The sequence below is a fragment of the Corynebacterium tuberculostearicum SK141 genome, assembly GCF_000175635.1.
GTDB lineage: Bacteria > Actinomycetota > Actinomycetes > Mycobacteriales > Mycobacteriaceae > Corynebacterium > Corynebacterium tuberculostearicum_C.
In genome coordinates this window covers 1-25126 of sequence record NZ_ACVP01000035.1, presented here as the reverse complement: position 1 = coordinate 25126, position 25126 = coordinate 1, and the positions used below count along the sequence as shown (strand labels likewise).

Annotated in this window: 29 protein-coding genes and 3 tRNA genes; 17 read left to right on the top strand and 15 right to left on the bottom strand. The window is 60.7% G+C overall.

Annotated features, from left to right (window positions below):
- Positions 1–33: 33 nt before the first annotated feature.
- The gene (gene dprE1 / locus CORTU0001_RS10385; protein ID WP_005329755.1) at positions 34–1449 is read right to left on the bottom strand and encodes a decaprenylphosphoryl-beta-D-ribose oxidase; all 1416 of its coding nucleotides are present in this window, start codon (positions 1447–1449) and stop codon (positions 34–36) included.
- A 126-nt stretch (positions 1450–1575) separates the two neighbouring features.
- Complete coding sequence (locus CORTU0001_RS10380; RefSeq protein ID WP_034668779.1) at positions 1576–1851, bottom strand: hypothetical protein; 276 nt, start codon at positions 1849–1851, stop codon at positions 1576–1578.
- A gap of 34 nt (positions 1852–1885) precedes the next feature.
- Between CORTU0001_RS10380 and CORTU0001_RS10375 the strand changes: the two genes are divergently transcribed.
- The 4 genes from CORTU0001_RS10375 to CORTU0001_RS10360 are packed head-to-tail and all read left to right on the top strand — an operon-like array spanning position 1886 to position 4215.
- Positions 1886–2350 carry a hypothetical protein gene (locus CORTU0001_RS10375; RefSeq protein WP_005329751.1) on the top strand — a complete coding sequence of 155 codons (465 nt, stop codon included), beginning with the start codon at positions 1886–1888 and terminating at the stop codon, positions 2348–2350.
- A 9-nt stretch (positions 2351–2359) separates the two neighbouring features.
- On the top strand, positions 2360–3268 hold the full coding sequence (locus CORTU0001_RS10370; RefSeq protein WP_084771687.1) for a plasmid pRiA4b ORF-3 family protein: 909 nt from the start codon (positions 2360–2362) through the stop codon (positions 3266–3268).
- Positions 3269–3279: 11 nt separating this feature from the next.
- Positions 3280–3720 carry a GtrA family protein gene (locus tag CORTU0001_RS10365; RefSeq protein ID WP_005329747.1) on the top strand — a complete coding sequence of 147 codons (441 nt, stop codon included), beginning with the start codon at positions 3280–3282 and terminating at the stop codon, positions 3718–3720.
- Positions 3721–4215 (top strand): GtrA family protein, encoded by a 495-nt coding sequence (locus tag CORTU0001_RS10360; RefSeq protein WP_005329746.1) that lies wholly within the window; start codon positions 3721–3723, stop codon positions 4213–4215.
- Here CORTU0001_RS10360 and glfT1 read toward each other — a convergent pair.
- A complete protein-coding gene (gene glfT1 / locus CORTU0001_RS10355) occupies positions 4212–5135 on the bottom strand; it encodes a galactofuranosyltransferase GlfT1 (protein ID WP_005323205.1) in 924 nt (307 codons plus the stop codon). The two genes, CORTU0001_RS10360 and glfT1, sit on opposite strands and share 4 nt — an antisense overlap.
- A 95-nt stretch (positions 5136–5230) precedes the next feature.
- Between glfT1 and CORTU0001_RS10350 the strand changes: the two genes are divergently transcribed.
- Positions 5231–5899 (top strand): GNAT family N-acetyltransferase, encoded by a 669-nt coding sequence (locus tag CORTU0001_RS10350; RefSeq protein WP_005329744.1) that lies wholly within the window; start codon positions 5231–5233, stop codon positions 5897–5899.
- On the opposite strand, the gene wzt is transcribed toward CORTU0001_RS10350, so the two are convergent.
- Complete coding sequence (gene wzt / locus CORTU0001_RS10345; RefSeq protein ID WP_005323203.1) at positions 5896–6699, bottom strand: galactan export ABC transporter ATP-binding subunit Wzt/RfbE; 804 nt, start codon at positions 6697–6699, stop codon at positions 5896–5898. The genes CORTU0001_RS10350 and wzt overlap by 4 nt on opposite strands.
- 46 nt (positions 6700–6745) lie before the next feature.
- Positions 6746–7597 (bottom strand): galactan export ABC transporter permease subunit Wzm/RfbD, encoded by an 852-nt coding sequence (gene wzm, locus CORTU0001_RS10340; protein ID WP_050776609.1) that lies wholly within the window; start codon positions 7595–7597, stop codon positions 6746–6748.
- A gap of 213 nt (positions 7598–7810) precedes the next feature.
- Here wzm and CORTU0001_RS10335 point away from each other — a divergent pair, with 213 nt between their 5' ends.
- Complete coding sequence (locus CORTU0001_RS10335; protein WP_005329740.1) at positions 7811–9067, top strand: aminotransferase class V-fold PLP-dependent enzyme; 1257 nt, start codon at positions 7811–7813, stop codon at positions 9065–9067.
- Here CORTU0001_RS10335 and CORTU0001_RS10330 read toward each other — a convergent pair.
- A complete protein-coding gene (locus CORTU0001_RS10330) occupies positions 9064–10020 on the bottom strand; it encodes an NAD(P)H-quinone oxidoreductase (protein WP_005329739.1) in 957 nt (318 codons plus the stop codon). The genes CORTU0001_RS10335 and CORTU0001_RS10330 overlap by 4 nt on opposite strands.
- Positions 10021–10197: 177 nt before the next feature.
- Between CORTU0001_RS10330 and CORTU0001_RS10325 the strand changes: the two genes are divergently transcribed.
- From CORTU0001_RS10325 to CORTU0001_RS10315, 3 genes are all read left to right on the top strand, one after another.
- Positions 10198–10281: transfer RNA gene (locus CORTU0001_RS10325), tRNA-Ser, on the top strand.
- An 879-nt stretch (positions 10282–11160) separates the two neighbouring features.
- A complete protein-coding gene (locus CORTU0001_RS10320) occupies positions 11161–12762 on the top strand; it encodes a hypothetical protein (protein ID WP_005329737.1) in 1602 nt (533 codons plus the stop codon).
- Between the two features lie 203 nt (positions 12763–12965).
- Positions 12966–13226 carry a hypothetical protein gene (locus CORTU0001_RS10315; protein WP_005329736.1) on the top strand — a complete coding sequence of 87 codons (261 nt, stop codon included), beginning with the start codon at positions 12966–12968 and terminating at the stop codon, positions 13224–13226.
- A gap of 27 nt (positions 13227–13253) precedes the next feature.
- Here CORTU0001_RS10315 and CORTU0001_RS10310 read toward each other — a convergent pair whose 3' ends face one another.
- From CORTU0001_RS10310 to CORTU0001_RS10295, 4 genes are read right to left on the bottom strand one after another with little or no spacing between them, the layout of a single operon-like run.
- On the bottom strand, positions 13254–14252 hold the full coding sequence (locus CORTU0001_RS10310) for a ThiF family adenylyltransferase (protein ID WP_005329734.1): 999 nt from the start codon (positions 14250–14252) through the stop codon (positions 13254–13256).
- Entirely contained in the window at positions 14249–14710 is a 462-nt protein-coding gene (locus CORTU0001_RS10305; protein ID WP_005323197.1) for a molybdenum cofactor biosynthesis protein MoaE, read from the bottom strand. Before CORTU0001_RS10305 ends, CORTU0001_RS10310 begins: the two co-directional genes overlap by 4 nt.
- The gene (locus CORTU0001_RS10300) at positions 14700–15179 is read right to left on the bottom strand and encodes a MogA/MoaB family molybdenum cofactor biosynthesis protein (RefSeq protein WP_005323196.1); all 480 of its coding nucleotides are present in this window, start codon (positions 15177–15179) and stop codon (positions 14700–14702) included. The genes CORTU0001_RS10305 and CORTU0001_RS10300 overlap by 11 nt, the downstream gene beginning before the upstream one ends.
- Positions 15176–16312: a molybdopterin molybdotransferase MoeA gene (locus CORTU0001_RS10295; RefSeq protein WP_005329733.1), complete on the bottom strand. Its 1137-nt coding sequence runs from the start codon at positions 16310–16312 to the stop codon at positions 15176–15178. The genes CORTU0001_RS10300 and CORTU0001_RS10295 overlap by 4 nt, the downstream gene beginning before the upstream one ends.
- A 59-nt stretch (positions 16313–16371) precedes the next feature.
- Between CORTU0001_RS10295 and CORTU0001_RS10290 the strand changes: the two genes are divergently transcribed.
- On the top strand, positions 16372–16632 hold the full coding sequence (locus CORTU0001_RS10290) for a MoaD/ThiS family protein (RefSeq protein WP_005329732.1): 261 nt from the start codon (positions 16372–16374) through the stop codon (positions 16630–16632).
- Here the strand turns inward: CORTU0001_RS10290 and CORTU0001_RS10285 are convergent.
- Positions 16629–17021, bottom strand: coding sequence for a phage holin family protein (locus CORTU0001_RS10285; protein ID WP_005323193.1), 393 nt, complete (start codon positions 17019–17021; stop codon positions 16629–16631). The genes CORTU0001_RS10290 and CORTU0001_RS10285 overlap by 4 nt on opposite strands.
- Entirely contained in the window at positions 17022–18074 is a 1053-nt protein-coding gene (gene hisC, locus CORTU0001_RS10280; RefSeq protein WP_005329730.1) for a histidinol-phosphate transaminase, read from the bottom strand.
- Between the two features lie 108 nt (positions 18075–18182).
- On the opposite strand from hisC, the gene CORTU0001_RS10275 reads away from it, so the two are divergent.
- Positions 18183–18271, top strand: a tRNA-Ser gene (locus CORTU0001_RS10275).
- 80 nt (positions 18272–18351) lie between these two features.
- Here the strand turns inward: CORTU0001_RS10275 and CORTU0001_RS10270 are convergent.
- The 3 genes from CORTU0001_RS10270 to CORTU0001_RS10260 form a co-directional block, all read right to left on the bottom strand.
- Complete coding sequence (locus CORTU0001_RS10270) at positions 18352–18576, bottom strand: hypothetical protein (RefSeq protein ID WP_034668758.1); 225 nt, start codon at positions 18574–18576, stop codon at positions 18352–18354.
- An 80-nt stretch (positions 18577–18656) separates the two neighbouring features.
- Positions 18657–19040 carry an NUDIX hydrolase gene (locus CORTU0001_RS10265; protein WP_005323190.1) on the bottom strand — a complete coding sequence of 128 codons (384 nt, stop codon included), beginning with the start codon at positions 19038–19040 and terminating at the stop codon, positions 18657–18659.
- A 64-nt stretch (positions 19041–19104) separates the two neighbouring features.
- On the bottom strand, positions 19105–19842 hold the full coding sequence (locus CORTU0001_RS10260; RefSeq protein WP_005329725.1) for a hypothetical protein: 738 nt from the start codon (positions 19840–19842) through the stop codon (positions 19105–19107).
- Between the two features lie 113 nt (positions 19843–19955).
- Between CORTU0001_RS10260 and CORTU0001_RS10255 the strand changes: the two genes are divergently transcribed.
- The 6 genes from CORTU0001_RS10255 to CORTU0001_RS10230 all read left to right on the top strand — a co-directional run bounded on the left by CORTU0001_RS10255 (position 19956) and on the right by CORTU0001_RS10230 (position 25038).
- The gene (locus CORTU0001_RS10255) at positions 19956–20318 is read left to right on the top strand and encodes a YidH family protein (RefSeq protein WP_034668755.1); all 363 of its coding nucleotides are present in this window, start codon (positions 19956–19958) and stop codon (positions 20316–20318) included.
- Positions 20311–20619: a DUF202 domain-containing protein gene (locus tag CORTU0001_RS10250; RefSeq protein WP_005323186.1), complete on the top strand. Its 309-nt coding sequence runs from the start codon at positions 20311–20313 to the stop codon at positions 20617–20619. The genes CORTU0001_RS10255 and CORTU0001_RS10250 overlap by 8 nt, the downstream gene beginning before the upstream one ends.
- Before the next feature lie 44 nt (positions 20620–20663).
- Complete coding sequence (locus tag CORTU0001_RS10245) at positions 20664–21443, top strand: LppP/LprE family lipoprotein (protein ID WP_244262114.1); 780 nt, start codon at positions 20664–20666, stop codon at positions 21441–21443.
- 91 nt (positions 21444–21534) lie between these two features.
- Entirely contained in the window at positions 21535–22899 is a 1365-nt protein-coding gene (mgtE, locus tag CORTU0001_RS10240; RefSeq protein ID WP_005329721.1) for a magnesium transporter, read from the top strand.
- A 260-nt stretch (positions 22900–23159) separates the two neighbouring features.
- Positions 23160–24734 carry an SLC13 family permease gene (locus CORTU0001_RS10235; protein WP_005323181.1) on the top strand — a complete coding sequence of 525 codons (1575 nt, stop codon included), beginning with the start codon at positions 23160–23162 and terminating at the stop codon, positions 24732–24734.
- A 231-nt stretch (positions 24735–24965) separates the two neighbouring features.
- Positions 24966–25038: transfer RNA gene (locus tag CORTU0001_RS10230), tRNA-Arg, on the top strand.
- Positions 25039–25126: the final 88 nt, after the last annotated feature.

The following is a 25126-nucleotide window of genomic DNA, read 5'->3' as shown; positions in this document are numbered from 1 at the left end:
AGTAAATCTCCTTAAAGGTGTTATTTCCAGTGATTAGTGCAGCTCGAGGCGGCGGGACATATCGGAGGCAAAGACGCCGGTCGGGTCGATCTCGTTGCGGGTCTTCAGCCAGCCTTCCATGCCCGGGTACATCTTGTGGAAGTTCTCCGCGGAGGTGCGGGATTCCTTGGCCAGGTAGAGGCGGCCGCCGAATTCCATCACGCGGCGGTCCAGGTCATCCAGGAACTTGCCCAGGCCCGGACGGATGGGGAAGTCCACGCAGACGTTCCAGCCCGGCATCGGGTAGGACAGCGGCGCGCGGTTGCCTTCACCGAAGAGCTTGAACACGTTGAGGGCGGAGTAGTGGCCGGAGCGCTGCATATCGCGGATGATCTCCTTGAACGGCTCCACGGCCTCGGTCGGTACCACGAACTGGTACTGCAGGAAGCCCTTGGAACCGTAGCCGCGGTTCCACTCGCCGATGAGATCCAGCGGCTGGTAGAACTGCGTCAGGTTCTTGACCTGGTTCTTCGCCGGTGCGCCCATGGTGTAGTACGCCAAGCCCACGGCGGAGAGGGAGAGCTTATTCATGGTCCAAGACGGGAAGATATCCGGCACCGTCATCAGCTGCGGCGCGTTGAACTTCAGTGGATCCTTGGCCAGCTTCGGGGCGAGTTCTTCCAGCTGTGCCAGGGTGGCCAGCGAGCCGCGAGAAATGGTGGAGCGGCCCAGCTTTGGTTCGGGCGAAATAACATCGAACCAGGCGGAAGAATAGGTGTAGTTGTGCTCGGAGCCATCGGAGTGGAAGGCGATGGTCTCATCCAAGTTATCGGTGCGGTCCGTATCCGCGATGAAGTAGGCGGTTTCCGTCTTGGTCATGCGGATGGTGGCGCGCAGGATGATGCCGGTCAGGCCCATGCCGCCGACGGTGGCCCAGAAGAGGTCGCCGCTCGGGTCATCCTCGGAGCCCTCCGGGGTCAGGTGCAGCACGCGGCCATCGGCCACGAGCAGCTCCATGGAGACCACGTGGTCACCAAAGGAACCGGCGGAGTGGTGGTTCTTGCCGTGAATATCCGGGCCGATTGCGCCACCGATGGTGACCTGGCGGGTACCCGGCAGAACCGGAACCCACAGGCCATATGGCAGGGCGGCCTTCATCAGCTGGTCCAAGGTGACGCCGCCATCGACGTCCACCAGGGCGGACTCCGGGTCGATGGAGTGAATCTTATTGAGTTTTTGCATGTCGATGACCAGGCCGCCGCCATTTTGGGCGGGGTCACCGTAGGAGCGGCCCATACCGCGGGCGATGACGCCGCGGCGCAGGTGGGCGGGCTTATCCGAGTTATCTTCTGCAACCTGGGCCACGGCCTTCTTGATGACGTCCACGTCTTCGGTGGCGAGAACGTGGGCGGTCGTCGGGGCGGTGCGGCCCCAGCCGTGCAGGGACTTTTCAGTAGTATGTAATTCCATCTCTTACTCTTTGCTCGACGGATGTATGTCGCTTCTCTACCCTACCTAGCTCACATGAGGGCAGGCGGAGTGACGCGAGTGATATTCGGAACAAAACGGACGCTTGTACTGCCCGAATGTGTCCGTTTATAGATCCATAAGCGCGCGGATTTCCTCCGGCAGCTCTTCCTGAGATTCAATAGTCGGGCCGTCATATTCCCGCAAGAGTTCATAGACGCGAGCCCGTGAGGAGGAATCCAGCATGGGCAATTCCTCTGCCATCAGGCGAGTCATGAAAGGGCTCAACGGCACATCGGTATGTTCTGTGGCCTCGAAGTGGCCGTTGCGCTTATCGTCCTCTGCGCGCACATCCTGTGCCGCTTGCTGCGCCGGCGTCATATGCTTTGTCTTTTCCGAGTACATGCGCATTAGCTTACCGCCGCTTAAAGTAGTCGCTATGACCAACAACCGTGAGACGCATGATCAGCGCCAAGACAACTACGCCCTCGATGACACGCTGGCTGGCCGCATCACCCAGGCCGCCGCCGTGGGCATTGCGACCTCCTATCCGGATTGGATCAAGTCCAAGGGCGGTTTGATCACCGCGTATACCTTGTCTTTCTTTGGCTTTAGCGCCCTAGTGGCCTATACCAACGCGCACGCCGAGCAGGACGGCGATGAGCCGCGCTCGCCGCAGGATAGTGACGATCAAGGCCTCAAGCCGTGGGCCATTTTTGCCGCAGTGGTGCTGCTGCTCATCCTGGGCGGCTGGATGAACGTTGCCCTTTCCCGCCGCATGGTGAAGTTCCTGCGCAAGCGCGGTGCCAAGCGTCCGTGGACCCTCTTGGGTGCCATAGGCGCGGCGCTGACGTTCCTTATTAGTGAGCTGGAAGCTCGCGATATTGCAAAACTAGCTTCCTAAAATTTGCGTATGGTGGGGCTCATGAACGCAGGGGTCACCGATATCGCACAGGCGCGGGCCAAACGCGCCGATAGCGTGGTATCCCTCAAGCGCGAGCCCCTCACCATCATTTGCCAAGCCGCGAATATTCGCGCCGATGGCGAGGTGCACCGCCAGATTGGTTTTAGCGATGCCCTGACCTTCACCGAGCTGCACCGCGTACTGCGCATCTGCTTTGGCCTGCCGGAGGAGGAATCTCCCTGGCACTTTTATGAACACACCGAGGCCCGTGGCCCGCGCATCGATCCGGAGCGCCAGGCCTCCGAATTCCTCTGGCGCGAGGGCGATCAAATCGACTTCGCTTGGGGACTGTGGGACTTCGAGCTGGTAGTAGCCGAGATCTATCCCCGCGATAATGGCACCCCAGAGGCGCTGTGCGTAGGCGGCTCGGGCTCGCTCTTCCAGCCCTTTGAGCTGACCAGCGTGAACCGTGAATTGACCGGCCAAGAGGTTACCGATGAAGTCTTTTCCGCGGTATCGTCCCCCGTGCGCGATTTGATTGAGCGCACCAAACTCTATGACTTCGTCCCACTGCTGCAAGCGATGGACCTAGGCAGGGAAACCGACCTCACACCGCATACTTCCCGCGTGCTCGCCAGCTTGCCGCGGGAGGTGACCCATGAAGGCAAAGACGCCTTTTGGTCCATGGCGCTTGCCCTATCCTGCATGGGTGGCGCGGAGCTGACCGATTCCGTCGTGGAGACCACTATGGATGCGCTCGGCTGGGTCAATGACGATGGCACGGCGCTCTCCGGCGCCGACGTGCGGGAACTGTGTGCGGCGTCGTTGCAGCAATTGGCCGGGATAGGCGCCTATGGCGCCGAATCCGCCGCGCCGGTGGATCGGTTGGACATGTACCGAGCGCTCTTGCGCGGGTAGGCTACTCACTCGTGACTAATTCCGCTGACGACGCCGTAGAAGTAAAGCCCTCGTCCACCTCGCTGCACACCCAGCTGGTGCGTTTTATTTCCGTGGGCGTATTTACCGCCGCCATTGACTACGGTCTCACGCTTTTATTGACGTATTTAGGCCTGCACCGTTCCGCCGCCAAGGCCATCGGTTGGGTCTTTGGCACCATCGCTGCCTACCTGGCCAATGCGCGGTGGACCTTTGGGGCCAAGGTATCTGGTCGCACGGCCGCGACCGTGGGCATCTTGTACGCCTCTACCTTTGCGGTCCAAAACTTCCTGTACTGGGTGCTCAATGAGCCGCTTATGGCCCTCGGCTTTGAGGGGGCGGTGAAAGACACCATCGCCTTCGTCATCGCCCAAGGCGTGGCCACGGTGACCAACTTCGCCATTCAAAGGGCCTTTATCTTTAAGGAAAGATAGATGGCAGCAGCCTCCCCACGGACGTGGCGCGGCGCGGCCCAGCGGGCTTCGCGCTCGACCAGCCTGCGCGCGCAAAGCGCCAGGTTCGCGGTGACGGGGGCACTTGCCGCGCTTATCGACGTCTCCTTAACCTGGCTCCTGCAGATCGGCTTCGGCCTGCTGAGCGCCGATCCGGCGCGGGCGGTGGGCTTTATCGTCGGTACCTGGGCGGCCTATCTGCTCAATCGCCGTTGGACCTTCCAGGCCAAAGCCACCGCGGTGCGCTTTGCCGGGGTACTTGCCACCTATGGCGTGACCTTCGTGGTCAATATGGTGGCCTATAAGTTCCTCTTTGAGCTTTTCGACGTCCACTGGGAGTGGAACTCCACCCTCTCCCTCGTGGTGGCCTTTGCTATCTCGCAGGGCACCGCCACCGTGGTGAACTTTGCGGTGCAACGCTGGATTATTTTTAGGAAGGCGGGGGTCCGGGTCGTCGCCAAGCAGGATCCGTCCTAGCCCTGGTTAGGCCGGCGGAAATCTTCTTGGCGCCCGCGGTTGTGGAGCTTGAGCCATTCGATAAAGCCGGCCGGGTCGTGGCGCTGGACTAAGAAGAACCAGCCAAAGCGGGCAAATTCCTGGGGCAGTAGCTTGCGCATGCCGCGCTGCCACAGCAGGTAGCCGCGATTGCGGTAGGTGAAAAAGCGCTTGAACTCACCTTCTGGGTACTGGGTATGCATTTTGCCACCCAGGATGGGCTTGAACTCATCCGATCCGTCCGGGTGCAGGTAGCTGGTGGTCAGCGCCGTGCCGAAGGAGAGCCCGGAATTAACCAGCCGGCGGTGGTATTCCACCTCATCGCCGCGGATAAACAGCCGGTAGTCCGGAACGCCAATGATCTCCATGGCCGCGGCGGAAATCAGCGCGCCGTTAAAAAGCGAGGCGATGCCGGGCAGGAAATCGCCCTCCAGCTCGTCCATCCGGCGGCGCCATACCAGCCCCTGGCGCAGGGGGAAGGCCAGGCGGCCGGGATCGTCAATATTGCATACCGCCGGGGAGACCTCATGCAGGCGGTTGGCTTCTGCCACTCGATACAGCTCCGCTAGTACCGCGTGATCGGCAGGGCGGCCGTCATCATCGGCGCACCACACGGCATCGGCGCCCAAAGACAGCGCGGTGAGAAAACCTAGCGCAAAGCCACCGGCGCCGCCCAGGTTGGTTTCCGAAGGCACGTAGACACCCCGGTCACCCGCCATGGATTCGACGAGTTCGCGCACCGCATCTTCCGCGCCATTATCCACCACGACTACCCACTGCACGGGGTGGGTTTGGTGGACTACCTGTTCAAGCGAAGCCCGCAATAGCTCGGCGCGCTGATGGGTAACAATGACGGCGGCGGTGGAACCGGTGGAAGTCAGGGTGGCAGTCATGGGTTCCATCTTGCCACCGGGGTAGGGGGACCAACGCAGAAACACTCCGTGCGGGTGAAGCGAAAACTAGATATGGCCGCAGCTTTGTGGATACTGTGAAATGTATGGAAAATATCTGGCCGCCTTTTGCGGTGACCATTCGGGCCAGCGATGATACTGGCCGTGGAGTCGACCTGCGCGTCATGCGCGATGAAGACATCGCGTGCGTGGCCACGGTAGGTGCGGCAGATATCTATGGCACCGACATTCCCGAGCACGCCTTTCCCTGGCTCTTTGATGAAAAGCGGAATACTCCCGCTGCCATGGCGCAGCACCGGTGGGAGCACCGGGCGCAGCTGCGCGCCAATAATTGGACCCTGGATTTCATTGCCCGCGACGCAAAGACCCAAGAATTGGTGGGCGTGGTGGACCTAGCGGCCGAAAACTTTGCGGCCGCGCGGGAAGTGCAGACCGCATCATGGGTACTGCGCCGCTTCCAAGGCCAAGGCTATGGCACGCTTATCCGCCAAGCGATGGCCGAGTTTTCCTTTACCCACCTCGATGCGCATTCGCTGCGTACCTGTTGGATAGAAACCAACCGTGCCTCGGCCCGGGTGAGTGAAAAGATGGGCTACCGCATAAGTACCGAGAAAAAGGAAGAGCCTGCCGGCCCAGAAAAAATTAACCGGCCGGTGGTCAGCGCGCGCCTTAGCGCCGCGGACTATCACCGGCCGGATGGCTTGCAGCTGGAGGTAACCGGAGTGGGCGACCAGCTGCTGCGTATGCTCAGCTAGTTTCCGCTGGTGTCCTCATTCTCAAAACGCTCGCGCAGGTCGCGCACATACTCGCCCACCTCAGGGCCTTCGTATTCACCGACAACCTCGGAAACCTCGCCCACCGAGCGGATCTCGCCATGGTCGATCCACAGCGCGGTATTACACAGCTGCGCCAAAAAGTCATTGGAGTGGGAGGCAAAGACCAGGATGCCGGAGCGCTTCACCAGCTCTTGCAGGCGCACACGGGCCTTGGCCATGAAAGCGGCGTCGACGGCGCCGATGCCCTCATCCAGCAGCAGGATTTCCGGCTCAATGGATGTCACCACGCCGAGCGCCAAGCGCACGCGCATTCCGGTGGAATAGGTGCGCAGCGGCATGGAGAGATAATCGCCGAGTTCAGAAAACTCCGCAATCTCATCCATCTTTTTCTTCATCTGCTTGATGGACTGGCCCAAAAAGAGGCCGCGGATAATGATGTTGTCGTAGCCAGAGACCTCTGGGTCCATGCCCACGCCCAAATCAAAGACGGGGGCCACGCGGCCGCGCACATCGGCAGAACCACGGGTGGGCTCGTAAATGCCAGACAAAAGGCGCAGCAGGGTGGACTTGCCGGCGCCGTTATGGCCCACCAAACCCACGCGGTCGCCCTCGCGCAGGTGCAGGTTAATATCCTTTAGCGCCTCCACCACGACGGTGTTCTGGGCATTTTTGCCAATGGCGCCGCCGGCGGAAGAAAGCATGGCCTTTTTTAGCGAGCGGGATTTGGCATCAAAGATAGGAAAGTCCACGCACGCGTTATACGTATCAATCGAGACCATCAGTCTGTATCCTTTCGAGGAATCTCAGGAAGTGCAGGGCGTGGGCTTAAACCCAGTAACTGACGCGGAAGCGCCACTTGCGCATGACCAAGCCGGCGATGAGCAGGCCGAGAACGGTGCAGCCGATGACGATCCACCAGTGGTAGGCGGCCACCGGCTCGCCGATCATGGGCGCACGGACGATTTCCAGGTAGTGGTAGAGCGGGTTGATCTCAGCGATGCGGGCGCGGCCGGCCACCGCACCGCCCTGGTCCTTCAAGGTATTGGTCATCCACACAATCGGGGTGACGTAAAACAGCAGCTGGGTGAGTGCTTCTAGCAACGGAGCGACGTCACGGAAGCGGGTAGCGATGATGCCAAAGAACATCGTGACCCACACGCCGTTGACCAGCAACAATGCTAAGCCAGGGAGGAAGAGGAAGAACTCCCATCCCAAGTTGCGCGGGAAGATAAGGATGAGCAGCAACCAGATGATGAGGTTATGGCCCAAAAACAGCGTCTGGCGCCACACCAAGCGGTAAACGTGCACCGACAGCGGGGCGGGGAGCTGTTTAATCAAGCCCTCGTTGTCAATGAAGACGGTGGAGCCTTCCTTGATGCAACCCGAGATGAAGGTCCACATAATAAGGCCCACGGTGACGTGGGGGAGGAACTCTGCGACGGGAATCTGGAAGAGCATGGAATACAACAGGCCCAAGGCAAGGGCCATCACGCCGGTGGCGATGGTGATCCAAAACGGGCCCAGGACAGAGCGGCGGTAGCGCTGCTTAATATCTTGAATGCCCAGTTTGAACCACAGCTCGCGCTGCTGTGCACCCTGCACCAGGTCCGCGAAGGCGGCCTTGAGGGTCTCGGACTGGGACGCTGGGGTGGCCTCGCCGTCTGGCTGGGAGGTCATGCGGGCGATATCAGCGCGCAGTTGATTGTTATCTTGCACGCTCAACACCCTAGCGCGCGGGCTGGGCAAACGGGAACTACACGCCGCCAGCCTGCGAAAACAGCGATATCCAGCGAAAATTCAAATTTGGGAAACTTGGGCCAAACGCGTATACAGTAGGGAACCGACCGCCACTGTGTGGCGATGCCTAGCGCGATAAAGAAGGGGACCGTAATGCCAGCAGGAGCTTCGGCACACTACGACGTATTCAGTGTGCGCGGTTTATACACCGGGCTATCTGATGGTTGGACCTACCTCAACGCGCACGCGGTGCCCCAAATTTCTGAGCGCGTCGCCTCCGGCGTGGCGCGATCCTTCCGGATGTCCACCGCAGTGGCCACCCAGGAGGGCCCAGGCGGCGCCCACTCCGCCACGCCCGCGCCGGGCCGTTTGGAAGGCGATGGTAATTACACCGCCGCACGCATGGCTGTAGCGGATCTGACCGGGTCCAAGGCAGACCGCGTAGTGCTTGGCCCGTCCTTGCCCGTGTTGTACCAGTCCTTGGCGCAGACGGCCCGTCCGCTATTGGGCAGCAATTCCTCGGTGGTGCTCTCCAAGCTGGATCCGCCGTCTTTGTACTCGGCATTCTCTGAGGTCAAGGCAGAAACCCGCTGGGCCCAGCCAGACTTGGGCACGGGTGAGCTGCCAGGTTTCCAATTTGCCGAGCTGGTCGATGGCTCCACGCGCCTCGTTGCCTTCTCCGCCGCGCACGAGCTTTTGGGTACGGTATCCCCGGCCGCTGAGATCATTGACACCGTCCATGAGCGCTCCCGCGCCTGGACGCTTCTCGACGTCTCTGCGATCGCTCCCTACCGCCCCATCAACTTTGATGATCTCGGCGCCGATATCTTAGGCCTCGACCTGGGATTGCTGGGCGGACCGCAGCTAGCGGCGCTTGTCTTCCGCGATACCCGCATGTTCCGCCGCCTCGACGCCCTCGATCCGGTGCATACCGGCAAGGGTTCTCGCAAGCTGGAAACACCCATTTCCTCTGGCTTGGCCGGCGGTGTCGGACCGCTCGTGGACCATCTTGCCGCCCTCGCCGGTGGGGAGAGCGGCTCGCGCCGCAAGCGCCTGCGCACCTCCATGGATGCGCTCAGCGTCTACTTGGAGGATCTGCGCGCTGACCTCTATTCCTTCTTGAGCACCCTGCCCGCCGTGCATATTCTTGGCGTGACCGGGGAGGCGGCCGCGGGCGCCTCCGACGATCGCCTGCCGCGCCTCACCTTCGCAGTAAAGGGTGTTCCGGCCGAGACCGTGCACAAGCGCCTCTTTGATAACGGCCTTGTTACCACGCTTGCCCCGCAGACCCCGTTGCTCACGGAGATGGGCGTGGAAGAAATCGGCGGCGCCGTAACCGTTGCGCTCGGCCCGTTCAACACCTATCACGACGTTGAGCATCTCATCCGCGTCGTAGCCTCGCTGGCTTAAACGGTAAGCACCAAGGTGCCGGTGACCTCGCCACTGTCTAGGGCGGTGTGGGCCTGGGCGGCGTCGGCAAGCGGGTAAGTGGCGTGCAGCGCGTGCTTTACGCGGCCGTCTTCCAACATGGGCCATACATTTTCTACCGTGCCCGCCACAATCTGTGCCTTGTCTTCTAAGTCGCGGGCGCGCAGCGTCGTGCCCTGGACGGTCAGGCGCTTGGGCAGCATGGCGCCCAAGTTGATTTCCGCCTTGGTGCCGCCCTGCATGCCAATGATGATGAGCTTGCCGTCCTTAGCCAGGCACTTCATATTCTTTTCCAGATATTTCGCGCCGATGATGTCCAAGATGACATCGCAGCTTCCCTTCAACTCTTCTACGAAGTCCTGCTCCTTATAGTTGATGAGAATATCGGCGCCCAGCTCGCGGCAACGCTCCAACTTCTCCTGCGAGCCAGCCGTAACCGCCACCTCTGCGCCGAGCGCCTTGGCTACCTGAATGGCAAAAGTGCCAATGCCGCCGCCCCCGCCATGGATGAGGACGCGCTGGCCTTCGTGAAGGCCCGCCTCAATGCCCAGGTTGGACCACACGGTGCACCCGACCTCAACCACTGCTGCAGTTTCCTCGACGCTCAAACCCTTAGGCACGGGAAGCAGCTGGCCCTGCGGAACCGCGACGTATTCGGCGTAGCCACCACCGGCAAGCAGGCAGCCCACCTCGGTGCCTACCTCCCAGTTCGTATCTCCGGCATCGGCGATGGTGCCTGCTGCTTCTAAGCCCAAGATTTCCGACGCCCCCGGTGGTGGCGGATAGGCACCCATCGTCTGCAGGATATCGCCGCGGTTAACGCCTGCTGCCTGCACCTTCACAAGCACTTCGCCTAGACGCAGCTGCGGGACATCGACTTCGTGGAGCTCTAAGGACCGACGATCCTGCGGGTCGGTCTGAACGATGGCCTTCATGTGTGTTGTAGTCATGGATCCAATCTAACGAACCTGGTGTGTCCTGTGCCACGAAATTCGGGGTATCCTGCGGGGACATTCAGTGCTGCAGGTGGCTTTTTGGGAAACCGGGCTATCTATTTAGTACACTGACCAAGTTGCTTCGTAGGCACGATGGGTGTTTTCGAAGAACATCATGGAGACGTGGCAGAGCGGCCGAATGCACCGGTCTTGAAAACCGGCGAGGTAATACCTCCGCGGGTTCAAATCCCGCCGTCTCCGCTGCAGGCACAGTCCCTAGTCAGTGATGGCTAGGGACTGTGCTTTTTCTATTGCGTGCCGGCTTAAGGCAGTGACGATGCCATAGCGCAACCAAATGGGAATTTCTATTACGTAAATCCGAGCCCGGTAGTTGAGCCGTCAACAGTCAAACTGGCCGTCGGATATGAGGTATTAGAATTCCCATTCGACGGCATGTATTAGTTCTTTAATACGTTTGCCTATTCAGTATTAGAAAGAGAATGGGCCACCTAAGAGTCCTGTGAGATTATATGTCAAATCAAATCCTGCACCACTAGATACATTGGTGCTGGTGAAGGTGCAATTGAGTGCATAGTTTGCGCTAGAAGGTATGCAAAAATGCAACTTAGATAGAGGGAAAGCTAAGTGGCTCTTAAGTCAGCATTAGAAAGGATGAAAACAAAGTCCCTGCATACAGATCTGCAGTAGCCATCTTTGTGACTGGTCCGGGTAGCCTGAAGTGCTTTCTTGGAAGAGGTAGCCCGGCTGTGACAGATCGAGAATGTATAAAAAGAAATAAATTATGCACTCCCCGTATGGGGGTAAAACTACGTCTCATTATTCACAATTGTCACGCGGACTGTGGTTCCAATTTTTCCAGGGCCTTCCAATTCTGTGTGCAATGACCAGCAATAATGGAGTGTTTCCCGCCTGGATTGCCTGAAAAATACCTGCCAACGCGATTGGATAGGGCTGGAAGCGAGCTTGCTTGTTGGATAGTGTCATTTCCAGCGACAAAAGCTGCACTAAATGTTGAGAATGAGAAGTTCATTCGTTGGAACATCGCTCGCGTCGCCCTACACGACGGTTATCGAAAGATAATTCTCACTGACCCAAACTCAACTCTCTTTAGGGGAAAATATGTTCAAGAACCGTGTTCGTACCGCCGCTCTCGCCGGCGCTGTTGCAGTTGCTACCGGTATCTCCGGTCTGGCTGTTCCCGCTTTCGCAGAAGACAACGCTGTTTCTAACACCATCGGTGGCGGCTTCAACGAGGCTGACAACTCCGCTGCTAAGGGTGTAGTTGCTAACAACGTTTCCGAGCGTGACCTGCTGAACAAGACCGACGCAACTGCGAACTACATCGTGAACCACAACCAGTGGTACGACCTGTACCACAACGCTGCACAGGCAGCTACCGACGGACTCGACCCATCCGAAGAGGCTGCTTTCCAGAACCTGAAGCGCGAGGCTGAGAAGGCTGGTCAGCAGCTGGCACAGGCTGAGCAGAACGTACAGGACGCACGTGCTTCCGTTGCTTACGCACTGGAGAAGGACGAGGCAGCTAACAAGGCTTGGGACAACGCAGACTCCAAGAAGGCTGCGCTGAACGCTGCTGAGGCTGCTGCTGTTTCCGCTATCGCTCCGGCCGTAAAGGCTGCCAACGCTGAGGGCCAGCAGGGCGGCCAGCCGAACCTGCAGGTTCCGGCAACCGGTTCCGTTGCTGACCTCAAGGCTGCACTCAAGACCTACGAAGGCGCATACGACCACGCTGGTGAGCGCGACGCAGACCAGGCAGCAGGCGACTTCATCCCGCGCGACTACATCGGTCTGCTGGAGACCCTGATCTCCACCACCAAGGATGAGCTGGGCAAGGTAGAGGCAGCTCAGGCTGCTTACGACGAGGCTGTTGCAGCTGCTAAGGATGCTTCCCGCGAGGCTCAGAAGTCCGACGTTCTGGTTCGCCAGGGCTTCCTGAACCGTGCATTCGCTCAGGTTCGCGTCCTGCGCGCTCTCGAGGCACGTTTCGCTGTCTCCACCCGCGAGATTGAGCTGCGTGAGTCCCCGGAGAACAAGAACGTTGTCATCGACGGTCAGACCAAGACCCTGCGTACCGCTTACGCTGAACTCATCACCGGTGGTTCTAACGGCATCCTGAACGTTGCTATCAACGACACCACCGCTCGCCTGCAGAACGCTGATGTCAAGGCTCTGAAGGGCTGGAACGGCGACCTGGATAACTTCGACGGCTCCCTGGCAAAGGAAGGCGAAGAGAAGGTCTACGACGCCATGAAGGAAGACGCACAGCGTAAGGCATACGAGGCCATCGACTCCGAGCGTGACTGGGAAGAGGCTGTTAAGAAGGTCTCCAACGAGGATGACAAGATCATCGCTCAGCAGCTGAAGGAGACCGCACAGGACGAGGCTCAGAAGGAGCAGGAAGAGAAGCGCGCTGAGGAGTCCGCTAAGCAGCAGGAGCTGCTGGAGCAGCTCATCGCAGCTATCAACAACAAGAACCAGGAAGACACCCCGGCTCCGGCAGAGACCGAGACCCCGAAGCAGGATCCTAAGGACAACGACAGCTCCTCCAAGCTGTCCCCGCTGGGCATCGCTGGCATCGTAGTTGGCGTGCTGGGCGCAATCGCTGCTATCTTCCCGTTCCTGGGCAAGCAGCTGAACCTGGAGCTGCCGCAGCTTCCGCAGCTGCCGCAGCTTCCGCAGCTGCCTAAGCTTCCTTTCTAAGTTAAAGGAGCATAGAAGCTTATAGCTTCTGAGTGAGGGAGTGCAGTATTGAGGCACCCTACCGATTCGGTAGGGTGCCTACTCACGTTTTGGGACGGATGCGCCGGGAGACAGTGAAGATTAAGTCAGGAGCCATAAAGCGTTTACATTGAGCTCCTACCTTGAGTTACGGACTTGCAAACACCGTTAACCTTGAGGCGATTATGACAAATTACATTTCCTACTTGGCCGAGGACCAGATACCGGCATCGTATGACTGGCTGTGGAGCGGGCTAGGAGCCGTCATCGTCATCGCCTTGTTGGTCTTTTGGGTGGCCTCGCTCATTTCCATCATCCGTTCGGGATATAGCGTAGGCGTCAAGGTATTGCTGGTGATGGCAGCATTTGCTTACCCATTCCTGGGGCCGCTTGTATGGTTCCTTTTTGCGCGAAATAAGGAGCATAAGACCAAAATCGACCGTTAGGCAGCGGTCCTTTCACGGAGCAATTGGCTAGTGCTGCTCGAGCCAGGAATTGATGCCGCCGCGCAAGGACACGACGTAGGGGAAGCCGCGCTTGCGGAGGACATCGACGGCCTGAGCGGAGCGGATGCCGCTGGCGCAGTAGATAACGGCCGCAGCATCTGGTTCGATGTGGGGATCTTCGCCGGCGAGGATGCGGTCGAGCTCAAAGTGCGTGGAATTGGGGATGGCGGATTGGGCACGCTCGGGGGAGGTGCGGACGTCGATAAGGGGGGCGTGTGGGGGAACCTCGCGGACCTCGGGGGCGTCGGCAGGCTGGGTGGGTTGTGCGCCGGTGGACCGGAGGGGAATGTATTCCCAGGTACCCGATAGGGCGTCGAAGTAGCCGAGCGTGCCGATGAGTGGGGTGCCTACGCCGGTGATGAGTTTGAGGGCTTCGAGCGCCATGGCTGACCCGACAACGCCGACCACTGGGCCGAGGACTCCGGCCTGCGAGCAGGAGGGAACCTCGCCGGGTGCGGGAGCTGTAGGAAAGACATCCTCGTAGACGGGGCCGTGGCCGGACCAGAAAACGCTGAGCTGTGCATCGAAGCCGAGGATGGAGGCCCATACGTGCGGGATGCCGAGCTCGTGGGCGGTCCAGGAGCTGAGGTAGCGGGCGTCGAAATTATCGGTGCCGTCGAGGATGAGATCGCAGCCGCGCAATTGTTTTAGGGCCGTCGCCGATTCGAGGCGGCCGTGGCAGGTGATGCCCACCTCTGGATTGAGCGCGCGGACGGCGGCCGCGGCGGAATCCGTCTTCGGTGTACCGATGGCGGCGGTGGTGTGGATGACTTGGCGGTGCAGGTTGGAGGGGGAGACCACGTCGTCGTCGAAAAGCGAAATGCGGCCCACCCCCGCGCCGGCGAGGTAAAGCAGGGCCGGGGATCCCAGGCCACCGGCGCCGATGACCGCTACGTGCGCGTCGCTGAGCTTGCGCTGGCCTTCCTCGCCCCAGAGCGCTTCCTGGCGGGCATAGCGGATGCTCATTCCAGACCCACCCAGTTGGTGGAGCCATCGCCGTGGCTTTGTTCCTTCCAGATGGGGACTTCCGCCTTGACCCGATCGGCGCATTCCTCGGCGGCCCGGAAGGCATCGCCGCGGTGCGCGGCGGCCGCTACTACGGCAAAGGCGAGGTCGCCGACCTTGAGATCCCCCGTGCGGTGGGCGGCCCACAGGCGCACTGGGTGGTTGGCAGCGACGGAATCGGTGACTTCTTGTAGCTTCTCCGGCGCGGATGGGTGGGCGCTATAGGAAAGAAGGGTGACATTCGGCCGGCCGCCATCGTGATCGCGGACGATGCCCTCAAAAGTGACGACGGCACCCATGGCGGCAGTGGCGGCCTCTTCCTTGGCAGCGGCAAGGAGGGATTCAAGGGGTTGATCGCTCAGAAGCGTGCCAATGGTGCAACCGGTTTGCTCGGCCACATAGGAGGGATCAGTGCTCATGTTTTCCTTCTAACATATCGACGATCGGAACGATTAATTCTTCCAAAACCGCGCAGCCGTCTTTTACCCCGCCGGTGGAACCGGGAAGCGTCATGGCAAAGGTGGAGTCATTGACGCCGGCGATGGCGCGGGAGGCTACCGCGGTGGGTACGCTTTCCAATCCCTTCTGCCAGAAGGCTACCGCTATGCCGGGCAGCTCGCGGGTGATATGTGGGGCGACGGCCTCTACCGTGCGGTCATCGTGCGTCAGCCCGGTGCCGCCGGAGGTCAGGATGACCGCGGGCTTTTCGGCGAAGGCGGCGGCAACGGCGGCGGCGATTTCGGCATCGGGGACGATGCGTGCGTCGGGACAGTCAAAGCCCTTGCGGCGCAAGAAATCCACCGCGATGGGGCCGGAGCGATCGTCGTAGATGCCCGCGGCGGCGCGAGTAGAGGCGACGATGACGATGGCGGTGCGCTGTGCGCTCATAGTGGGTAAACCTCCACTTCCTGGCCTTCTTCAAGGCGTTGACCGGCAGGGATGCGGATGAGATGGGTGGCGTCTGCCGCTTGGGCGAGCAGGTGGGAGCTGGCACCACCGAGGATATGGGCGTGGGAATCGACGCGCCCGCGGCGAAATTGGTCCTTGTGCGGGAGGCCCTCGATGCCCGCGGCCAGGGGGACGTGGAAAGGCTCTGGTGCCCAGCCGAGCGCAGGCGCGACGAAGAGGCGGAAACTTACCAACGTGGAAATGGGGTTTCCGGGCAAGCAGATCACTGGGGTGTTGTGGAAAGTGGCGATGCCCTGCGGGCCACCGGGTTGCTGGTCCACATGGCCGAACCAGCCATCGAGCACCTGGCGGACTACTTCAAATTTCCCGGCGGAGATTCCGCCTGAGGTAATGATGGCGTCCGGGCGGTGCTGCGCGATGGCTTCTGTGAAGGCTAGTTCTAGGGCCTGCGGGTCATCGTCGGTAGTGATATAGCCCGCGACGTCGATGCCGGCGCGGCGGGCCATTGCCGTTAAGAGTGGCGCATTGGCATCCGGAATGGCGGCGCTGCCGTGGCCGATTTCCGCGCCGCCGGTGCAGATGAGGATGCGGGCGGGGCGGTAGACCTCTACCTCGTCGATTCCTTGGGAAGCGAGGGCGGCCAAGCGCACCGGCGTGAGCTTATCGCCGCGGGCGGCGAGGAGGGCGCTTTCTTCCAGGTCCGAGCCGGTGCGGCGGATGAATTGGCCTGGCGACGTCTTTGGCACGGTGATGCGGCCGCCCGGGGAGAGGAATTCTTGTGGTTCGCAGCGCTCGATGGGCACGATTGCTGCAGTTCCATCCGGCACCTTGGCGCCGGTCATGATGGGGCAGGCGCTGGCAAGCGGGCCGTCGAGTACCTGGGCGGGCTCCGTGCCGGCCGCGATGGTGGGGCCCACCGGGTAGGTCCCGGCCGCGCACTGCGGGAGGGCGTAGCCATCCATCTGGGAGTTATCAAAGCGAGGGGAGGGGAAGCCGGCGTGTATGTCTGCAGCTAGAACCATATCCTGCGCCTGGGTGAGGGGCACGGTGGTGGCTTGGCGTGCGGGCAGGGCCGCTGCGACCTCGCGCGCGTGAGTCTCGGGTGTGCGCATGGCGGCTAGTTTACCCGCGGTCTCGACATGGCATGGGCGTGCGGGGCATAGTAGAGGGCATGTTGACCGTTCACTATTTCGCCGCCGCCCGCGCCGCTGCGGGCGTGGCTTCTGAGCAGGTAGAAGCCCCCGCCACCTTGGGTGATCTGGTGGCGCAGCTGAGCGAGGAGCATACCGGCACCACCGAGGCCGGCATGAGCCTGAAAGAGGTCTTGGGGCGCTGTAGCTTTCTTATCGACGGCGCCGGGAACACCGCCATGGATTCCCCGCTGGCTGGTGTTACCCGGGTGGACGTCCTGCCGCCGTTTGCGGGCGGCTAGTCGCGCTGCCGCAGCGGGCTAGTAAAGAAGTTGATGACGCTGCTGACTATGGACAGCACGATGGCGCCGATGATCGCGGCGCCCCAGGAGTCGATGACGAGGTGGCCGATTCCCAGGTCCAGGGAATTGAGCGTCCACTCCACGATGATGAGCGCGGCGCCGTTGATGACGAGGGAGAAAAGTCCGAGCGTCAGGCAGGTCAGCGGCGCGCCGAGGACGCGCAGGACCGGCATGACCACGGCATTAATAATGATGAAGACGATGGCGATGGCGATGAAGTTGCCGGTCTCTGCTGGGGTGATGGTGATGCCGGGAATGACGGCAACTACCGCCCACAGCGCCACCGCGATGGCAAAGACATTCAGGGCAAAGTTGATGAGTGAGCGCATTTAGCCTCCTATGGTTGCGTTCCACGCCTGCAGCAGGGTGTCGGTTTCTTCTTCGGTGGTCACGGTAATGCGTATGCCTTCGCTAAACGCGCGCACGAGCACGCCGCGTTCGGCCAGGCGAGCGGCCACTTCCTGCGGGGTACCAAGGCGGGCCAGATTCGCGGCCGGCAGCCAGACATGGTTTGCCTCGGAATGCGGCACTCCCCAGTCCTGCAAGGCTTCTTCTAGGCGCTCGCGCTGGGCGACGGCCTCATCAGTGCGCTCCCGCAGCGAATCCTGCGCTGCCAGGGCTGCGCGGGCGCCAACCTGCGCCACGGTGCTGGCGGAAAAGGGGATGGCCACCTTATTGAGGGCCTCAATAATATTTTCCGGGCCAAAGGCATAACCGATGCGCACCCCGGCCAGGCCATAAGCCTTTGAGAAGGTGCGCAGGCACACCAGGTTGGGATAGGTGCCCACTAGCTCCGTACCCAGCGGAATGTTGGTGGCGCGGTTGTATTCGATATAGGCCTCGTCGAGGGCAACGAGGACGTCGGCAGGCACGGCATCCATGAAAGCGGCGAACTCGTCCTTGGTCACCGTGGTGCCGGACGGGTTATTGGGGTTGCACACGAAGATAAGCCGGGTCTTGTCCGTAATCTTCTGCGCCATGGCCGGCAGATCCACGCGCTGGTCTGCACCTAGCGGAACCGGGATGGGGTGGGCGCCGACTACCTGGGCGAAGATGGGGTAGGCCTCGAAGGAGCGCCACGGGAAGAGGACTTCTTCACCAGGGGTAGCGGCAATTTCTACCAACTGTTGGCACAGCGCCGACGATCCGGTGCCCACCGCTACCTGCTCGGGATCCACACCTAGGTGCGCGGCGAGGTCCTCGCGCAGCGCGGTGGCCGCAATATCCGGGTAACGGTTAGCCTTCGTCACGGCCTCCGCCATGGCCGCAGCCGCCTCCGGCAGCGGCGGGTGCGCGGCCTCGTTGGAGGAGAGCTTGAGCGCGTCATCGTTGCGCGCGCCGGCGGCGTAGGCGGGGATGGCTTTCAGGTCTGGGCGAATCATGCCTCCCACTTTAGGGCCTGCGTCTTTGCTGCGGGCGGGAAAGCAGGGGGCTAGTTTGGCAGCAGCGGGGCAGGCAGGTATTCTCAAACGAGGTTCCTTGAGAACCGTGGAGATGTGCCAGAGCGGCCGAATGGGGCTCCCTGCTAAGGAGTTGACCCTTCTGGGGTCCGGAGGTTCGAATCCTCTCATCTCCGCCATCTAATCCCGAGCGAGCGCGCTCGGGATTTTTTAATTCGCGTTTTCTATTCTCGTCGGCTCCGTGCAGCGGAGAAATCTGCTATTTGCGCTGGTACTTGGCGCAGCGGCGGAAGAGCGTGAGCATGCCAACGCCGAAGATGAAGCTTCCGGTAAAAGCCGCAGCGCGTAGGGAAGTGACCTCGTGGAAGAGGGCAGGCACCATGAGAATGGCGATAACAGAGCTAATGACTCCTAGGGCGAGGAAAGTAATCGTCACGATAGGTCCCGGTGTGGATTGCTGCGGCATGGGGGTCAGTCCTTTCATCACTCAATTCTGATGAAAATAACTCTAGGTTGCCCTCTTAAGAGCCGCAATAGGAAATTCCCAAGAGACTAAGCGGGGCCTTAGGATTCTAGGGCAGGAAAGACCTCGTCACGCAAGAGATGGGCGAGCTCGCGATCCGGGTTGGTCGGGTCTACCCACGCGATTTCGGCAATTTCTGCGGCAGCGCGGGCAAGGACGGGGCGCGGATAGGTAAAGATGCGTCCGCGCACGGTTTCTCCGGGTTCGTTGGCGGCCGGCGCGTCGAAGGTTCCGAGCGGGGAAAGCTCCGGGAGACGGACCTCCACACCGATTTCCTCTGCGACCTCGCGGGCTGCGGCCTGTGCGGGGGTTTCGCCAGCCTCAAGCTTGCCTCCAGGTAACTGGAACTTGGTGGAGGATTCCTTGCGTACGGTGAGAACATGCCCCAAGGAATTGCGGAAAACTACGGCAGCAACTTCAATCATGGGCCCGACTATAACCTCGCGGCGTGCAGGCGGTGAACTTAGATGTGGTGCCTGGTGGTGCTCCTTAATTCATGAAGCGGGGCACCCAGTCGCGTTCAGCTACGGTAAGGGCGGCGGCAATCTGTTCGTGGGTTAAGCCATGGCCGATGGTGCCGGAATCGATCGGGGCGCCGTCTATCACCGCGTAGAGGGTCCAGCCATTATTATGTTCAAAATCCACGCGTAGCTCATCCGGGTGGCCAGCTAGGCAGGTGCCGGAGCTTTCCAATTGAGCGGGACTCGGCAGGCCCGTGGCGCTCAGGCCTTCTACTATGTCGGTGCCGCCATCGGGGCGCAGCACCATGAGGCAGGTGCTGTACATATAGGTGGTCTTGCCGTTGCTGGTTTCGGAACCGCGTTTGACCAGGTTTCCTACTAGGGCCGGGTAGAAGACTAGCCAGTTATTATCCCAGGCCTGCTGGATTCGCTTGCGGTACGACAATGCGCGGCGGATACCCCAGATAGCTGCACAAAGGATTATCCCGAGCAAGGAGAATCCAATAAGGGGCGCACGGGCAGCCAGCAGCACCAGAGGAAAAGCGGAGGTGAGGATGCCAGTTAGCCCGAAGACCATCCCTACGACCATAAAGAGGGATAGGGAGGCATTGCGTCCGGGCGCCGGACCGGCGGCGGCAATGGCCTCACGCAGGGCCGAGCGCTTGGGGTGTGGGTGTGGTTTGTGTACGCCCGCGATGCGGGCGGCACGCGCGAAGCGCAGGCCCGGCGAAGTATCGAATTGCAGGGGGCTTTGGGGCAGGTACATAGCGAGGTGCTCCTTCGCGTAGGGGCTGGCCTGCACTGTTGAGAATACGGGAGGATGCTGCGCAGTGCGCCTTTATTGGGACTCAAACCGAAAATGAATATAAGGTGGTGGACATGAGTGACTCGAGGTTTCCCCGCTCGGTGTTTGCGGTTGGCACCGACCCTGATCCGCGTTTCACGCTCGCTAATGAGCGCACGTTTTTGGCTTGGATCCGCACGTCTTTGGCGTTGATTGCTGGCGGCGTGGCGCTCGAGGCCTTTGACGTTCCGCTGCCGGCCGGTCTGCGTTCTGCGGTGTCGGTATTCATGCTGGTCGTCGCCATTATTCTGCCGCTGGTGGCGTGGGTGCATTGGAAGCAGTCCGAACGCGCAATGCGCGAGGAACGCCCGTTGCCCTTTAGCTTTGCTATCCCGGTGCTCGTCGTGGTGATCATGGTGGTAGCGGGCGCGCTCGTAGTGGGCGAGTTCCTTGGCTAGCCCACTTTTTGATCCCGGCCTGCAGCCCGAACGCACCCGCCTATCGTGGCAGCGCACCCTTTTGGCGTTGTCCTTGGTGGTGCTGGGCGTAATGCGGGCGGTAAGCGTGCATGTCTTTTTGCCGCTGGTTTTTCTCGCCGCCGGCGTTGTGGCGTTGGCCTTGGCGGTGTGGCAGCGTGCCTCGCTTGTCGACGCCGCCTTATCCGCCCACCGCTCCCTCCCGCACGCGGTCATCCTTGCGAGCACCGCGGGACTCGTGTCCCTGCTGGCCTCCTTCGCACTGTGGGGCCTTTTCTTCTAGGTTTTCACCCGGCTCGGGGAACCGTGTCGCTGTATATTATGCCTATGCCTAAATCCCTATCTCTCCCTCTTGTCGTCCTCGCGGCGACCGCCGTCGCCGCCTTGGGTGGGTGTTCCAATTCCCCTGAGTCCGCCGGGCCCGCGGATAAGCCGAATTTCACCGGCACCGCCCCGAGCACCTCTGCGGCGGCCGCGTCCGATACTGAAGCCGAGACTGAGTCCTCGGCCACGGGCTCCCCAGCAGTAGAAACCACCACCGAAGCCGCAGCGGCTAAAGATGAAAACGATGCAGACAAGGGCACCGAGGGCGGCGGGGAAAATAAAATCATCCCGGTAGAGGCCCTCGATTCCCTGTGGGTGCCGGCGTTGTGCGATAACCAAGCGGGCAACTTGGAAGGTGGCCAGCTGCCACAGCATCTTAAGACCGGGATGCTTTTCGACGTCGCCGCGGCGGGCCTGAAGTTGAATCAGGACGATACGCCGAAGGGCGCCTACGCGGATATCAACGGCGATGGCAGGGACGAAGCCGTCATTACCTACGTCTGTAATCAGGGCGGTACGGGATGGCCGGATAACCTGCTTATCTATGACAACGACCTGAACTACATCACCAAGGTGGATGATTGGGAGCGCGAGGGAATGCGACCAGCGCGCGGGCATATCCAGCAGCTGCAGTGGACCAAAGACACGGTCACCGTTACCTGGCGTGCCTATGCTGACGATGACCCGGCCTGCTGCGCTACCCAAGAATTCACCGGAAACCTCACGTTGGACGGGGATACGCCGCACCTTGAGGTAACCGGTCACCGGCAGGTTGCCAGCTAGCGGCATTCCCTGCAGCATGGCGTAGTCTAAATGGGCTGTAATTAATACTCAGGGAGCTAAATCCCAGAGGCAAGAAAGGCAGGGCAGGGCGATGGCGGAGACCACCGAGCAGGCTAGCGATATCGTCGAGGCGTGGCTGAAGCAAGAAGACGCCATCGATCCACAGAAGGCCCCGCGCCTGCAAGAACTTTTGGGTAGGGTGCCGCTGCAGGATCTCATCGCCGTCGTCGAGCGGCAAAATGCCATCCGCGCGGCGCTGGCCCTGCGCCTGCTGCCGCGCCAAAAGTCGATCGCCGTCTTTGACGCCCTAGATGCTAAGCACCAGGCGGATATCATCGATGAGCTGGGAAATTCCGATGTCTATGAGTTCTTTGATGAGCTCGACCCGGAAGACCGCGTGGCCTTGTTGGATGAGCTGCCCGCGGAAATCGCGGATCGCCTGCTGCGCTCGCTGACGCAATCCAAGCGTGATGTCACGGGCGTGGTGCTGGGCTATGACAAGGGATCGGTGGGCCGCCGCATGTCGCCCGAGGTTCCCGTCATCCACCCAGAGATGAGCGTGCGGGATGCCCTGTACAAGCTGCGGGAAACCGCACACGAGCTAGAGACCATCTATACCGTGCCCATTACCCGCGAGGATCGGCGCTTGGTAGGCGTGGTCAGCCTGCGCGAGATTTTTACTGCCGATGCCGCGCTCACCATGGCCGATATTATGCAGGAACCCGTCTTTGCCCAGGCCGGCGATGATGCGGAGGAAACCGCGCGGTGGTTCCTGCCGCTGGATATGCTGGCGCTGCCCGTTGTGGATGAGTCGCACCGCCTTGTTGGCCTGCTGACGTGGGATGACGCCACCGACATCGTAGAGGAAGAAGACAGCGAGGACTCCGCTCGCGCCGGCGGTACCGAGGCCCTCCAGCAGCCGTACCTCTCCACGCCGCTGCTTAAGCTGGTGCGTTCGCGCATCGTGTGGCTGCTCGTGCTGGCTGTCTCTGCGCTGCTAACGGTGCAGGTGCTGGATTCCTTTGAAGACACACTGGCCAAGGCCGTGGTCCTTTCGCTTTTTATTCCGCTGCTGACCGGCACCGGTGGAAATACCGGCAACCAGGCGGCGACCACGGTGACGCGTGCCTTGGCGCTGGGCGACGTCCGCACGCGCGACCTCCTCGCCGTCATGTGGCGCGAGCTGCGCGTCGGCATGCTGCTCGGCGCTGTGCTGGGACTAGCTGGCCTGGCGCTGGCCACCCTGGTTTATGGCCTAAGTATCGGCCTCGTCATCGGCTCAACGCTGTTTTTGATCTGTTCCATATCCGCGACCGTCGGCGGGCTTATGCCCATCGTGGCTAAGACCATCGGCGCCGATCCGGCGGTCTTTTCCAACCCCTTCATCTCTACCTTCTGCGATGCCACGGGCCTGATTATCTACTTCCTGATTGCCAAGACCGTGCTGGGCATCTAGCACGCCTCGCTACGGTTCGGGGGTGAGGAAGTGGTGGGGGAATTTCCGGTTTCGGGCAGGTGCGGTGTGTGCTCTACGGGGGTACGGGGGTGACTGCGTGTGGCGGGATATGGTTTCTGCGTCACATGTTTTGTATGGTCAGTGCATGCTTCGCAGTGAACTGGATAACTTTCGGTCTGCTGCTTCGGCCTAGCTAATAAACTGGGAAATACGGAGCATATCCCACAGCACAATCCTCTCTAAGTGAAGGAGCGCGCGGTATGACCACCCCGCATACTCACGAATCTACCGCCCACACCGAAGGTGACGAGGCCCCCGGAGCGCCGCGCAGCGAGTGGCGCCGCCAGTTCATCGGCCTTTTCATCGGCTTGGGTTTGGCCGTACTGGTCTTCTTTATCTTCCCCTCGAATGCGATCGAGACCGTACAGGGCTCTGCGGGTGCAGATCCGGAAGCCGAGTACACGCTCAGCGCCATCCGCACCGTCGCTGCCGTAACCATCTTGATGGGCGTGTGGTGGATGACCGAGGCGATTCCGCTCGCCGCTACCGCGCTGCTGCCGCTGGTCATTTTCCCGCTCGCCGGTGTGGGCACGATTAAAGAAGTAGGCGCCCCTTACGCCTCCGCCACCATTTTCTTGTTCATGGGTGGCTTCCTTATTGCGCTTGCTTTGCAGCGCTGGAACTTGCACCGCCGCCTAGCGCTGTACGTGGTGAAGATCATCGGTACCTCGCCCAAGCGCCTGATCTTGGGATTCATGCTGGCCACCGGCTTTTTGTCCATGTGGGTATCTAATACCGCTACGGCAGTGGTGATGCTGCCGATCGGCACCTCGGTGCTGGCACTGACCGCGGAAACTGTAGGCGGCTGGGATAAACAGAAGAAGTTTGCCACGGCACTGATGCTGGGTATCGCGTATTCCGCCTCCATCGGTTCGCTGGGTACGCTCATCGGCACCCCGCCGAATGCCTTCCTCAACGCATATATGGCCGATACCTGGGGCGTTACCCTTGGCTTCGGGCGGTGGATGGCGGTCGGTGTGCCGCTTGCAGCAATCTTCTTGCTGATTGCCTGGGCACTGCTCATCACCGTTTTCAAGCCGGAGATGAAGGATATTCCAGGCGGCCGCGAGCTTATCAACGACGAAATTGAAGCCCTCGGCCCCTGGACCCGCCCCCAAATCATGACCGGCATCATCTTCATCCTCGCCGCCGCAGCCTGGGTTACCCTGCCGCTGGTGCTCAAGGAATTTGAGAACTACGACGATGCCATCGTGGGCATTGCCGCCGGCATCCTGCTCTTTATCCTCCCCGCGGATAACCAGCGCCGCATCCGTTTGCTGGACTGGAAGACGGCCAATGAAATGCCGTGGGACGTCCTCCTGCTCTTCGGCGGTGGCCTGTCGCTGTCCTCGGTCTTTAATTCCTCCGGCCTGTCCCTGTGGATTGGTGAAATGGCCAAGGGGCTTAGCGTCCTGCCCGTTGTCCTCATCGTCTCTGCCGTGGCTGCGCTGGTGCTCTTCCTGACGGAGATCACCTCCAATACGGCGACGGCGGCTACGTTTATTCCGATTATGGGTGGCGTCGCCGTGGGTGTGGGGCTTACTGCCGATGGCGATATCAACGTCCTTCTCCTCACCATTCCGGTGGCCCTCGCGGCAACCTGCGCATTCATGCTCCCAGTTGCCACCCCGCCGAACGCCATTGCCTATGGCTCTGGCTACGTCAAGATTGGCGAGATGATCAAGGGTGGCCTTGGTCTCAATATCATCGGCATCGTCCTCATCACCCTGACGGTGTACTTGCTGGCAGTGCCAATCTTCGGCCTGTCCATCTAGTTCCAGAGCGGAGTCCGTAGCCATTCCCTAAAGAGTACCAGCGTCATTAGGGAATGGCTACATCCGTTACTGTGCTGGCTGAATTTTTAGATAGCGGGAAAACCGATCCTAACCGCCCTCATTCCAGCCAGGTAAACACCGGGTGAACAGGCGATTTGTTAGTTTTCCGTACCGTGGGTATAGTAAATTCTCGTTGCACAGCAGAGCACACGCACTGCTTACCAACGGTCTGCGCCCGTAGCTCAACGGATAGAGCATCTGACTACGGATCAGAAGGTTGGGGGTTCGAATCCCTCCGGGCGCACAAAATCAGCCGCCTTCGGGCGGCTTTTCTTGTATCTCAGCCCGTCCCACCCAGGTCTCGATCTATGAAGTCTTCCGCCCTCGTCTCC

Excerpts from the sequence above, each read along its gene's own strand:
- dprE1 (WP_005329755.1), bottom strand. The coding sequence starts at position 1,449 with ATGGAATTACATACTACTGAAAAGTCCCTGCACGGCTGGGGCCGCACC.
- CORTU0001_RS10380 (WP_034668779.1), bottom strand. The coding sequence starts at position 1,851 with ATGTACTCGGAAAAGACAAAGCATATGACGCCGGCGCAGCAAGCGGCA.
- CORTU0001_RS10375 (WP_005329751.1), top strand. The coding sequence starts at position 1,886 with ATGACCAACAACCGTGAGACGCATGATCAGCGCCAAGACAACTACGCC.
- CORTU0001_RS10370 (WP_084771687.1), top strand. The coding sequence starts at position 2,360 with ATGGTGGGGCTCATGAACGCAGGGGTCACCGATATCGCACAGGCGCGG.
- CORTU0001_RS10360 (WP_005329746.1), top strand. The coding sequence starts at position 3,721 with ATGGCAGCAGCCTCCCCACGGACGTGGCGCGGCGCGGCCCAGCGGGCT.
- glfT1 (WP_005323205.1), bottom strand. The coding sequence starts at position 5,135 with ATGGAACCCATGACTGCCACCCTGACTTCCACCGGTTCCACCGCCGCC.
- CORTU0001_RS10350 (WP_005329744.1), top strand. The coding sequence starts at position 5,231 with ATGGAAAATATCTGGCCGCCTTTTGCGGTGACCATTCGGGCCAGCGAT.
- wzt (WP_005323203.1), bottom strand. The coding sequence starts at position 6,699 with ATGGTCTCGATTGATACGTATAACGCGTGCGTGGACTTTCCTATCTTT.
- wzm (WP_050776609.1), bottom strand. The coding sequence starts at position 7,597 with ATGACCTCCCAGCCAGACGGCGAGGCCACCCCAGCGTCCCAGTCCGAG.
- CORTU0001_RS10335 (WP_005329740.1), top strand. The coding sequence starts at position 7,811 with ATGCCAGCAGGAGCTTCGGCACACTACGACGTATTCAGTGTGCGCGGT.
- CORTU0001_RS10330 (WP_005329739.1), bottom strand. The coding sequence starts at position 10,020 with ATGAAGGCCATCGTTCAGACCGACCCGCAGGATCGTCGGTCCTTAGAG.
- CORTU0001_RS10320 (WP_005329737.1), top strand. The coding sequence starts at position 11,161 with ATGTTCAAGAACCGTGTTCGTACCGCCGCTCTCGCCGGCGCTGTTGCA.
- CORTU0001_RS10315 (WP_005329736.1), top strand. The coding sequence starts at position 12,966 with ATGACAAATTACATTTCCTACTTGGCCGAGGACCAGATACCGGCATCG.
- CORTU0001_RS10310 (WP_005329734.1), bottom strand. The coding sequence starts at position 14,252 with ATGAGCATCCGCTATGCCCGCCAGGAAGCGCTCTGGGGCGAGGAAGGC.
- CORTU0001_RS10305 (WP_005323197.1), bottom strand. The coding sequence starts at position 14,710 with ATGAGCACTGATCCCTCCTATGTGGCCGAGCAAACCGGTTGCACCATT.
- CORTU0001_RS10300 (WP_005323196.1), bottom strand. The coding sequence starts at position 15,179 with ATGAGCGCACAGCGCACCGCCATCGTCATCGTCGCCTCTACTCGCGCC.
- CORTU0001_RS10295 (WP_005329733.1), bottom strand. The coding sequence starts at position 16,312 with ATGCGCACACCCGAGACTCACGCGCGCGAGGTCGCAGCGGCCCTGCCC.
- CORTU0001_RS10290 (WP_005329732.1), top strand. The coding sequence starts at position 16,372 with ATGTTGACCGTTCACTATTTCGCCGCCGCCCGCGCCGCTGCGGGCGTG.
- CORTU0001_RS10285 (WP_005323193.1), bottom strand. The coding sequence starts at position 17,021 with ATGCGCTCACTCATCAACTTTGCCCTGAATGTCTTTGCCATCGCGGTG.
- hisC (WP_005329730.1), bottom strand. The coding sequence starts at position 18,074 with ATGATTCGCCCAGACCTGAAAGCCATCCCCGCCTACGCCGCCGGCGCG.
- CORTU0001_RS10270 (WP_034668758.1), bottom strand. The coding sequence starts at position 18,576 with ATGAAAGGACTGACCCCCATGCCGCAGCAATCCACACCGGGACCTATC.
- CORTU0001_RS10265 (WP_005323190.1), bottom strand. The coding sequence starts at position 19,040 with ATGATTGAAGTTGCTGCCGTAGTTTTCCGCAATTCCTTGGGGCATGTT.
- CORTU0001_RS10260 (WP_005329725.1), bottom strand. The coding sequence starts at position 19,842 with ATGTACCTGCCCCAAAGCCCCCTGCAATTCGATACTTCGCCGGGCCTG.
- CORTU0001_RS10255 (WP_034668755.1), top strand. The coding sequence starts at position 19,956 with ATGAGTGACTCGAGGTTTCCCCGCTCGGTGTTTGCGGTTGGCACCGAC.
- CORTU0001_RS10245 (WP_244262114.1), top strand. The coding sequence starts at position 20,664 with ATGCCTAAATCCCTATCTCTCCCTCTTGTCGTCCTCGCGGCGACCGCC.
- mgtE (WP_005329721.1), top strand. The coding sequence starts at position 21,535 with ATGGCGGAGACCACCGAGCAGGCTAGCGATATCGTCGAGGCGTGGCTG.
- CORTU0001_RS10235 (WP_005323181.1), top strand. The coding sequence starts at position 23,160 with ATGACCACCCCGCATACTCACGAATCTACCGCCCACACCGAAGGTGAC.